General features: G+C 59.8%; 6 protein-coding genes. 4 read left to right on the plus strand and 2 right to left on the minus strand.

Annotated features, from left to right (window positions below; genetic code table 11):
* Positions 1-14: 14 nt before the first annotated feature.
* Entirely contained in the window at positions 15-488 is a 474-nt protein-coding gene (purE, locus tag Q5Q88_RS04515) for a 5-(carboxyamino)imidazole ribonucleotide mutase (RefSeq protein ID WP_294122212.1), read from the minus strand.
* A gap of 359 nt (positions 489-847) precedes the next feature.
* Between purE and Q5Q88_RS04520 the strand changes: the two genes are divergently transcribed.
* Positions 848-5179: a SpaA isopeptide-forming pilin-related protein gene (locus tag Q5Q88_RS04520; RefSeq protein ID WP_302742003.1), complete on the plus strand. Its 4332-nt coding sequence runs from the start codon at positions 848-850 to the stop codon at positions 5177-5179.
* On the plus strand, positions 5176-5970 hold the full coding sequence (locus Q5Q88_RS04525; RefSeq protein WP_302742005.1) for a class B sortase: 795 nt from the start codon (positions 5176-5178) through the stop codon (positions 5968-5970). Before Q5Q88_RS04520 ends, Q5Q88_RS04525 begins: the two co-directional genes overlap by 4 nt.
* 326 nt (positions 5971-6296) lie before the next feature.
* Here Q5Q88_RS04525 and Q5Q88_RS04530 read toward each other — a convergent pair whose 3' ends face one another.
* On the minus strand, positions 6297-9176 hold the full coding sequence (locus tag Q5Q88_RS04530) for a M28 family peptidase (protein WP_302742007.1): 2880 nt from the start codon (positions 9174-9176) through the stop codon (positions 6297-6299).
* Positions 9177-9416: 240 nt separating this feature from the next.
* Between Q5Q88_RS04530 and Q5Q88_RS04535 the strand changes: the two genes are divergently transcribed.
* Positions 9417-10466, plus strand: a complete 1050-nt coding sequence (locus Q5Q88_RS04535) for a YafY family protein (RefSeq protein WP_302742009.1) — start codon at positions 9417-9419, stop codon at positions 10464-10466.
* Entirely contained in the window at positions 10453-11373 is a 921-nt protein-coding gene (locus tag Q5Q88_RS04540) for a YafY family protein (RefSeq protein WP_302742011.1), read from the plus strand. Before Q5Q88_RS04535 ends, Q5Q88_RS04540 begins: the two co-directional genes overlap by 14 nt.
* Positions 11374-11376: the final 3 nt, after the last annotated feature.

The following is an 11376-nucleotide window of genomic DNA, read 5'->3' on the forward strand; positions in this document are numbered from 1 at the left end:
GTTGCCATACCGGGCTACGCTTCGGCCATATCGCGCTTGAGCCGCGCGATCGCATCACGGTACTCGGGCATGGTGGCGCCGAGAATCTGCGTGGCGTAAATTGCGGCGTTCTTGGCGCCATTGATGGCCACGCAGGCAACCGGCACGCCGGAAGGCATCTGAACCATGGAAAGCAGGGAGTCGAGTCCGCCCAGGTCGCTTGTCTTCATGGGGACGCCGATCACCGGCAACGGGGTGAATGCCGCCACGACACCACCCAGGTGGGCCGCCTTGCCAGCCGCGGCGACGATGACCTTGATGCCGCGGTCGGCGGCGGTCTCCGCCCACTCGTGGACCTTCGCGGGATTGCGGTGGGCGCTCGCAATGACGAGCTCGTAGGGCACGCCGAGGGCGTCGAGCTCGGCCGTGCAGCCCTCCATGACGGGCATATCGGATTTGGAACCCATGATGATTCCGACGAGCGGGGTCTTCTCGGAAGCGTTATCCATGGTAGTACCTCTCGGTCTTGTGTCTACAACGCTTCAAAGTATAGCCGAGACCGGCGAAATGCCAGCTATTAGCCTACTTGTTTCTCGGGTATCCGCATGTGCGTTCACCGGCTGGTCGAAACCTTGGCCGAAGGGTGACGGGCCGTGCGGATATGGGGAGATTATCCGATGATTCCGAGGGCGGTTGCCCCCGTTGCCTTCGCTCCTTTGGCAGCGTATTACCTCCTAGCTTGAATTTTTGCGTGCTGTCAGATGTTACCGGTGCCCAGGCCAGACAATCCGGGCATCATGCGGGAAAAAGGGACAAAAGCGTCCCCTACGCTTTCCTCCCCATACAACACGGGAGAACGGGAGGAACGGTGAAACGCTTTCGGACACACCTCGCCGCGCGCCGGCGACACGATCACTTCATCGCATCGAGAGGGCCGCGTGCAATACCGCGACGTCCCGCTCCCAAGCTACTCGCCGCGCTCGCCGTGGCCGCCGTTGTCGCGCTGGGCATGCTGGCGGGAACGATGGAGGGCGGCAAGGCTACACCTACCGCATATGCGGCACCCAGCACGATCACCGGCAAGGCGGACATCGTCATTACGAACAAACAGCAGGCATACTATGAAGGTGCCGTGGCCCAATGCAAGGCAACGATCCATCTTCCCGATGGGTCGACGCAGATCGCCTATGGGCGCTGCATCTCGGGCATTCATTACGCCGTCCCCTACGACGGAACCTATGACTATGTGGGAACTCTCCAGCAGGACGGCACGTATTCCATCGTCATCCACTCCAACACGAGCGGCGGTGCAAACGCCGACGCGTTCCTCGAAGGCGAGATGTGGGGAACGCAGCAGATGGGAGAGATCCACCTGCGCTACAACCCCAAGGTAACAGTACGGTTTACCAAGACGTCGGCGGATGTCGAAATCACCAAGGGAAACGGGACGTACTCCCTCAAAGGCGCCGTTTACGACATCTATCGAGCGTCCGATGGGGCAAAAGTCACCTCAATAACAACGGACGAGCATGGGCACGCCTCCTGCGAGCTCACGCCCAACACCTCATACTACGCCATAGAGGTCAAAGCGCCGGCAGGGTTCAGCCTCAACAAGCAGCGCATCGAATTCTCCACCGGTGATTCCGAGGGCTCGGTCCCCCTCTCCGACAAGGCGGGGACCGTACGGCTCATCATCGCCAAAAAGGATTCCGCCACGGGCGGGAAAGCGCAGGTGGGAGCATCGCTCGAGGGTGCTGAGTTTCGCGTGACATCAACCTCCACATCCGGCTGGAGCGCAACGGGAACCACAAACAAAGAGGGGTCAGTCGTGTTCGACGCGGTGCCGCTCGGAAACATCGTCGTCACCGAGACCAAGGCACCTGCGGGATACAAGCTTGATCCAAACGCCCATACCTACACGGTCGGCGCCGATCAGCTGGGAGATGCCGAGGTCATCACCCTTGAGCCCGATGATTTCATCGAGCATGTCATCGCGTTCGACATCGACATCGTCAAATACCGTGACACCGGGGCCGAGGGATCGGGGCTGCAACATGCCGGGCCGGGCATCCGATTCGAGATCATCTCGAACACAACCGGCAAAACCGTTGGCTCCCTCATCACCGACGAGAACGGCAAAGCGTCCACCGATCGCGCCGAGACGGTGAATCGGGAGGCGATTGCCGCCGACAAGACGGATGACCCGCAGAAACCCTGGATGGGCGAGGGAAAACGCGTGGAGGGCATATCCGGCGCGCTCCCTTATGATGCCAAGGGCTATACGGTCCGCGAAGATCCTTCCACCACACCTGAGGGCTATCGTCCCTGTCCCGATTGGACCATCGGCGTGGACGCCATGGCAGACGGGGCGAGCCTACATTACATCGTCGATAACGACCTCATCACCTCGCGCATCCAGGTGGTCAAGGCCGATGCCGAAAGCGGGCAAACCGTACCGCTCGCCGGCTTCTCCTTCCAACTCTTGGACAAAGATCTCAAGCCTATTACCCAAGAGGTTTGGTATCCCAACCACAGTGAAGTCTCCATATTCGAAACCGACGAGACGGGAACCGTCACGTTTCCCGAGGCACTCAGGTCGGGAACGTATTATCTTCGCGAGGTGGCGGCGCGGGAGCCATATCTTCTTCCAAACAAGGATGTCAAGGTCGTCATTTCAGACGAGCATGAAACCGGCCCGGTGACTGTTGTCCGTGTGGCGGACGAGCAGGCACGGGGAGTCGCATCCATCCACAAGACCTGCTCTGAAAAGGATGATTGTCCACACCTTACCGAGTTTCAGGAGCCCAGCAAATCGCTTCAAACAGGGAAAATATCATCCCAGAGCAAATATGATGCAGCCTATGGCCTTGCAGGCGCCGAGTTCGATGTGGTGGCCCTCGATGACGTTATCAGCCCCGATGGAACCATTCAGGCAACCGCCGGACAGATCGTCGATCACGTGGTGACGCAGGAAGGCGGCTGGGCACAGTCCAGAGAACTGCCCTTAGGGATGGGCAGCGCGCGCTATGCCTTCGTTGAAACGAAGGCTCCAGATGGGCACGTTCTTGACGCGACGCCGCTCGAATTCACCCTCACATACCAAGACAGCTCCACGAACCTCGTGTATGCGGATGTCGAAGCGGCCAATGAACCCACGCATCTTGAAGTCGATAAGAACATTACGGACAACGGTGCTCCTTTGGAAGGTGCGTCCTTCTCCTTGTGGGATAGACGAGACGAGATCTCCGTCTCTCCGAACGAGGGCGGCGCGATCGCGGTGCGTGCTCCCGAGGGATCAACCGTCTGCGCCCAGCAGCGCGTTCCCTACGCCGTCATCGAGCTCGTCAAGCCAGACGCCATATCCGTCTCCCTCCAGCGTGAGGGAAGCTCTCCCCTCGAACTCACAACATCCCAAACCAACCTCGAGCCCGGCTTATACGCGCTTTCCGTTATTCGCGATGGCAAGCAACTCGACATCGACCTCAAGGAACTCGACATCGTCGAAAACCAGAGATATGTTCTTTCCATCACACAAGGGGTGTTCGGTACGAGCGCGACACTCGCGCATGCGGGAGATGCGTGCAAGCCGGTTGAGCTCACGTATCGGAAAGAAGACAACGCTTACACAGCAAGCGATCTTTCTGCCGGGCGTTACGAGCTAACCGTCGATGGAGGTGAGGCGCACACCGCAACCTTGGGAACCACCGCCTCATACGCCATGTTCGATTCGGGGACGTGGACAGATCTCCCCATCCTTCTTACCGGCGGCGCCACAACGTTCGACGCCTCCACGGATGCGAGCGGAACTCTGACCGTAAAGCACCTGGAGGAGGGGGCGTATGGCCTGCGAGAAACGGGGGCTCCCCCTGGTTTTATTGGCCCATACCTTCCTATCTTCTTCTCAGTCGACGCACATGGCCAGATTGAGGGTAAGCAAACCCACACCGTGACCGTAGAAAACGACTACACAAAAGTCGAGATCTCCAAAAGGGATATCACCAACGAAGAGGAGGTGGAAGGAGCCAAGTTGAGCATCCTCAACAATAAGGGTGAAGTCGTTGAGCAGTGGACGAGCGGAAGTGAGGCCCATCGTATCGATCGACTCGCACCGGGTACCTACACGCTCGTTGAGGATATGACCCCACGCGGGTACGACAAGGCCAAGAGTGTCGCGTTCACCGTTGAGGAAACGGGGGCGGTGCAGACCGTCACCATGTACGACGAGCCCGTTACCGTTCAAGGGGAAATCGACAAGCGTCAGGAAATCGCCGACCCAACGGCACCCGATACCGTCGAAAACGGAGACGGTCTTAATCAAGCGAACGTCACGGTCTCCCCCGAAGGCCGATTCGACTACAGCATCGACTTTAGAAACACAAGCTCCACCTGGGTCGACGAGTTCACCGTCACCGATGACCTGGATGCCGTGCGCGAGGGGCTGGCGATATTCGAGGGAATCACGACGCCGGTTGCGCGCGAGGACTTCGACGGCAAGCTCAACGTGTGGTACACCACGAACAACATCGATGATGACCATATGGATGAAAGTGGTGCAAACGCGACGCGTGACGATGGGCACGACAACCCCTGGCTCACCGACCCCGCCACGGTGCATCTAGGCGATGATGGTCGCGCGGTCTCTTATGCGGGCTGGGCCCTGTGGACACAAGACCTGCCGGCAGACGAAGCCCACATGTTGTTCGCAAAGGACCTTGGCCTAGGTGAGGGGGAATACATCACGGGTATTCGCCTTGAGTATGGTCGAGTGGAGCAGTCGTTTACGTCACGGCGCGATTCTTGGAAGCGTGATGACCTTAAAGATCCGCACGATGATCTAGACCGTATCGAGCGCGCGCAAAGCTCAAAGAGCGAGGGGGATAATCCAGCGGAACAGTCGTTGTCCCCCGCAGTCATTCACATGCGCGCGACCGGCGAATATCTCGCCGGCACCGATTTGTCTAATTCAGCCCACGTGGATTTGTATCGCAACGGAGGCGGTACCGGACTCGAAAACCATGACGAAGACTACGTAACCCAAACGCCGGGCAATGAACCCAAGGGCCCGCTCGCCCAAACGGGGTGGGCATCACCGGCGCCCTTCCTGCTTGCCGGGGCACTAGCCGCCGGCGGTGTGGGCCTCGCCTGCGGCAGGAGAGCACGTGTTCGGCCGCAGCGCCCTTATCTCAAACGGCGATCATGAGCGTTGGAGGACGACGTATTCGACCGCTCTTCAAGCGCGCCATGATGCTCACTGCAACGCTGCTCGCCGCGACGGCGGGCATCATGGCCGCCGGCACGTCACGCTCACTATCTCGATATAGCACGCTTGAGGTCGAGGTGATTGGCGATTCCCCAAACAACGCGGCAAAAGAGGGCATCGACTGGCCCTCTCTGAGGAAGGAGAACCCCGATGTAGTCGGATGGCTAACGGTTGAGGGCACGAGCATCAGCTACCCCGTTACATCAGAACGGGGAGAGCATGCTGGCGGATGGTATTTGAAACACGATTTTTGGGGGAGGGCAAGCACCTTGGGCTGTCCCTATATCGACCCCCGTTGCACTACGGAAGCTTCCCATATCCTCATCTATGGACACACCGTGGATGCGCCAGACTCGATGTTCACGCCGCTTTCGCACGCCTATGAACAGCAGACCTTTTCACTCATCGGAGATGCGCATTGGTCAACCCCCGAGCATGGAGATGCAACGTTTAAGCCTCTCATGGCAATCAACGTCGATGCCTTATACCCAGACATCCAGCAGTTCCGATTCGCCAGCAACAGTGGTCTGCGCTCCTTTTTGCGCTCCCTTTCCAAAGACGCCTCATGCTGCGCCGAAAACAAGGAGGAACTTATCGAACGGGCTCGCCGTGTGCTCAGCTTGGTGACCTGCCCGTCACCCCATGAAGGAGAGTGCACAAGAACCATCGTGATCTTTGTCCAACTGCAAGCACGATCGCGACCACTTCGTACAAAGCATTTCCAGCCATAAAAGGGCCTCCCATTTCTTGTGTCCAAGAAATGGGAGGCAGTTCAGGCATATCGCTAGGGCCGGGGGCAAACGACAAGGGCGGGCGCCAGAGGCCTACTCGGTTAGCTAGAGACCCACTCGGTTAGCTCCTCGTCCTCCTGGGTTACAGCCTGATTCTCCTCAGCTCGCTGAGCGCGCACGCTATCAGGTGTAGACCATTTCTCTCCCAGATAGTACGACAAGCCCAACCCGAGCAAGACGGCGATGGTCGCCCCGATCAAATACTGAACCCAATGTTCCTTGATGTACCTGAACACGGTCTCTCCCCTATAGCATGTGTACCGCTTTTACGAGCGGCGGATGACCTCGGTGACCACATCGGACACGAAGGCAACGTTGTCCGTATCCACGTTGTACGGCTGATCCTCCTCCGTATGGGCGAGGGCGAAGCCGGTGCCCTCAACACCACCGATGGTCAGGGAGCGCAAGCTCATACCCATGGCGACATGGGCATCGGTTGTCACGTACGGCATGTCGACCGTCGCACACTCGCGATGGAAGTCGCTGCTCACCTGCTGGACCAACTTCATGATGCGCTTGTCACCCTTGAAGACGCGTTGCTCACCTTCGGTGGCGAGCATGGCGAGCTGACCCGCACCCACGCTCTCGAGGTTGATGAGGAACACACCGCGAAGCTTGTCACGATGGGCATCGAGGAAGGCGCGGATGCCGGCGTTGCCGTTTTCGGATGCGCCCGTGGCCACGAACCAGATGTCGTGTCCCAAAAGCTCGTCATCGCCCATGTCGGCAACGGCCTCGCGCAGCTCCTCCTCGGTTGCGCCGTCGTAGCCAGCGGCGCCGCCCTTCCATCCGTCGTCGAAGTTGTCCCAGGAACCGATGTCGTTCCCCGTGGACTTGGCATCAAACGAGTCATCGACACCAAGCCACTCACTCATGCTGTCATCGTTCTTCCTCTTGCGTCCAAAGAGGCGGCCGATTCCACGGTGCGGCTTCTCTTGAGCGGGCGCCGGGGCGCTGATGGTCTCAAACGACTGCTCAGGAGCTGCAACGGGCTCGGGAGAACTGATGACCGTAAAGGCACTGCGGGCCTCGGAGGCGACATCAGCGGTCCCGCTTTGGTTCGGAACATTTGGGACACCCTGAACGCCAAACGGATCGGCCGGGGCGGCGGAAGGATCAGGTAAATCGAACAAGGAGGCGCGGTTCGCCGTCTGGGGTACCCGGGGCACAGGGGCGTCCGCCGTGCTCGGCACGTTGATGGTGCGCTTGGGGCGTGCCGGCACCGCAGAGTCTATCTGGGCCATGAGGGAGTCAACCGTCTCCACAGGCTGGACGGAGGGCTGGACGGGCATGGCAATCGTGCCGGACATGTCGGCTTCTCCGCGAGGCGTGGCAGAGGGCATCGCGAACACCTCAGTAGCGCCAGCTGCGTCCTGATCCTCGTGATCCTCCTCCACGTGATGCTCTTCCTCAACGGGCTGCCCCGCAGGGGCCTCCTCTGCAGCAGCGTCAACGGCGGCGTTCCCATCCTCAGAAGGAGTCTCGTCGCTCGCCGCCATGGCCGTCTCCTCAGCAGCTTCGTCCTCAGCCTCGTCCTCGATGACCTCATACTCAGCTTCCATCACGACGTCGAAGTCGTCTTCTTCCTCGACCTCTTCCTGAGGGGCGAACGCTTCTTCAAATCCGTCCTCATCCTCAGCCTCATCGTAGGCCTCGGCGAGCTCGCTCTCATCGTTAGTGTCCTCTTCGGAATAATCCTGCTCGAGCTCAACATCCTCGTCGTAGGTGTCGTATGCGTCATACGCGTCGGCGGCGGGAGCCTCCTCCTCATGCTCAACCTCAAACGCGGTTGGGGTCTCGGGCTCGGGCTCATCACCCGGTTCGTACAGCACGACGCAGCTCTCGGGAAGCATACCCAAACCGCGAATCACGTCAGCGCCAAAACGAACGTTGCCCGCGCTGTTCAAGTAGAAGGGAAGCTTGGGCTCGGGGGCGGCGGCATCCAAATCAAGCTCGGACTGCGTCCCGGCACCGAGATCTTCTTCCTCGCTCTCCAGGTCCTCTTCGACAACAGGCGCGCTATCAATAGCGGGCATGGTGGCGACCGTGGCATCGGCGTCGAGCTGCTCCTCGACCTCATCCTCCGCGGGAGCGACATCGTTCTCGACATTCATGGTCACCGTCGACCCAAGATCAACAGCAGGAAGATCGGTAGCCGTCGCGCCGAGCACGTCGACGGGCTCGAGCACCACAGGCACCTCGGGAACCTGCTCGACAACCTTACCAACCTCGGCGGTCTCGGTAACCTCGTCCGCCTCGCCATTCTGCTCGTCTTGCCCCTCAACCTCGTGGGGGTAAGCCATGGCAGCCTCCGCCTCAGCGGCAGCAGCCGCCTCTGCCGCGGCGATCGCGTCTTCGAGGATGCGCTGCTGCTCGGCGAAATACTCGTCCGCCGGCGTATCATGCGGGAATTCCTCACCAAGCTCGTACGGCGAAACGGCATCCATCACGCCGAGCATCGCGGCAACGGAAGACTTGTTCGACACGGCACCCGTGGTATACGGCAACACGAAACGATTGGCAATAATCGCAACGCCGTTCGCCAGCGGAACCAAAGCAGCAAGAATGGCGAGAACCCAAAGCACCGCTTTGGCGGCACCCGGAACGGGGAACAGGCGAATGAACGCGAGAACCGCGGGCGCGACCATCGCAAAGGGCAGCAACTTGACGATGAGGGGCTTGTACGCCGCGAACGGCTCACGGGCAAGCAGGTCCTCACGCGGCGAATCGTAATGGGCGACCACCACGACAGGGCGGTTGCGGGGCGAGGCGAGCGGGCCGGAAGCACGATGGTAGGCGATGACATTCTGGCTCAAACCACCAGAGCCCAAACCGGAGATCACGGGGCGACCCGTGCGCTCGAGCACGTAGACAACGGCGGCGGCGAGGGCCAAAAGCAGGCCGACCACGCCAAGGGCCCCTCCAATGCCGCAAAGCACGGCACCGACGAAAGCGACGATACCCAAGATGGCCTGGGCAACCTTGGTCATGCCACTCGCGCTGAACTCTTGCATCTCGGGCGTGAATCCGTGATCGGCAAAGATCTTCGCGATGACGTTGGCCGCCTCGCGCTCCTCTTCACTACACGCCGGAGTGATACCCGTGTTCTGCAGTAGGTGGCTCAGGTATTGTTTCGTATTCGCCATGTGGGCTCCACATCGAACTCGCTTATGTGCAAACGCATCGAATTCACGATGCGCATGTATAGTCGCAAGTATACCCTTACTTATGCTTTACCTGCAGAATTTCAACCCCTCAATATGGTTCCTGCAGTCGCAATTCCCCATTAACACACGGCGAACATGAGCAGAACACCCCACCTCCTTACACTAGAATGAGGTAACCAACGAGCAGGTGTTGACCAAGTGGGAAACGGGAGGGTGCGCATGCAGAACGGAACTTCGAATGCCGCACATGACGAGGTGAAACCGCGTGCGTGGACGAAGTCCGAAGACATCGCGCGGCGCATGCTCAACCTCATGTTCTCCCTCAGCGTGGCACAAGAACCCCTCACCACTGAGCACATCATCAACGACCCCGAGATCGGCTACACCAGTCCATCTCGCGAATCGCGCATCAAGGCGTTTGCCCGCGATCGCGAATCTTTGGCCTCTCTCGGCGTCCATATTCGAGAGGCGTCCGACTCCCACAACGCCAAAAACGAGCAGCGGAGCTGGGAGATAGACCGAACTTCCACGCATGCCGACACTGCCGCGCTCTCGCCGTACGATGCGGAGGAGGCAGTTGCGGCAATCGACCAGATATTTGCACTTCACGCCGATGATCCAGCGCGTTGGCCCCTCCAAATGGCCCGCACCAAACTGTGTGAAACCGCGGGCATCTCCCCGGAGGGCTCCAGCACGCAGCCGCTGAACATCAAGCGCGATCTCACCAACTTGTGGAACGCTTTTTCGCGCAGAAGGCCGGCGTCGTTTACCTATCGCGATGCACGCGGAAACGAGAACATCCACACCGTCGACCTCTACGGATCTTTTGAACGGGGGAGCTACGTATATCTTGTCGGACGCGACCATGGGGCAAACGGGCTGCGCACCTTTAGAACCGACCGCGTTGTCTCCGCGAAAAGCTCACCGGAATCGAGCAGGCCCTACGCGATTCCCTCCGAGTTCGACATCACCGGCTCTCAATTCCTCCCCTTTGACTTCTCCGCATGCAACCCCGTCTTGGCGGAATTCTCCTTTTCGCCCGGCGTGGGCGCTCACGAGATCGAACTCATCACCAAAGGCAGGGGAGAGACACGCGATGAGGAGGACGGGTCGACGCAATGGTCCGTCGACGTACGGGACGTTGATGCCGCAGCGCGATTTGCCCTCGAGCACGCTCATATCGGCCTTTCCGTTCGTGGACCCAAGGTGCTCGTCGACTGCGTGAACCTTATAAAACAAAAGGCGGTAATGGCGCATGAACAGCAATGATAAGCCCCTGGGTAGGGACGAGATGACGAATCTGTGCTTAATTCTTCTCACTTCCCTCACCGCATCGACAGGAGGCCATATACGCGTCACGGATTTTTGCCGCAAGTTCGGCATCAGTTCATCCCAGTTCGAGCGCGTTTTTGAACTGCTCCAGTCAATCGCCGACGAACGCACGGGTGCGCGCATCGCCATCGTGCGGGACGAAGATCGCGTCTCCCTCATGGGCAACGCCGGAGCAATAGAACCCGTTCGCCTCACCGCTCCCGAGGCACTTGCGCTCAACCAGGCGCTTGAACGCTGCAACCTCGACAACCGCGTGCGGGAACGAATCGCGGCGGCACTCGCCCCCATCACGCATGAGGCCACAGGCAAGCGCCTCCTCTCCGGCGATGCCCTCTTCGGCGGATTCTATCCCGCCGTCGCCGAGGCAATCGCCTATGGGGTGCGTCTGCGCATGAAGTATCGCGCCGCATCCGAAGATGCCCCGTGCGAACGAATCATCGACCCCGGGTACATCGAGGTCGCGGGTGATGCCGCATACCTCGTGGCGTGGAATGTCGTGAAGGGTGGGCAGCGCAGCTACCGGCTCGATCGCATCGATTCAGTCGAGTTGACCGAGGATTCCGTAATCGACCATCCCTTTGTCCGCCTCTCCGCCGCGGAAAGCCTGCAAAAGCATGGAAACACCGCCAAGATGCGGTGGAGCACCCAGGAGGCATTCGACGCGTCCACATGGGCGGGTATCGACCGCGATAGCGCGAAGCGCAACGACGATGGCACGGTCGAGGCGAACGTGAGTTATACCTCAACGCCATGGCTCTTCGACCAGGTGCTCGCTGCCGGTGGAGAGCTCATCATCAAGGCGCCGGATGAGCTCAGAGCTGCTCTCATCACCTACGCACGATAGACA

The organism is uncultured Collinsella sp. (assembly GCF_959026545.1).
Taxonomy (GTDB): Bacteria; Actinomycetota; Coriobacteriia; order Coriobacteriales; family Coriobacteriaceae; genus Collinsella.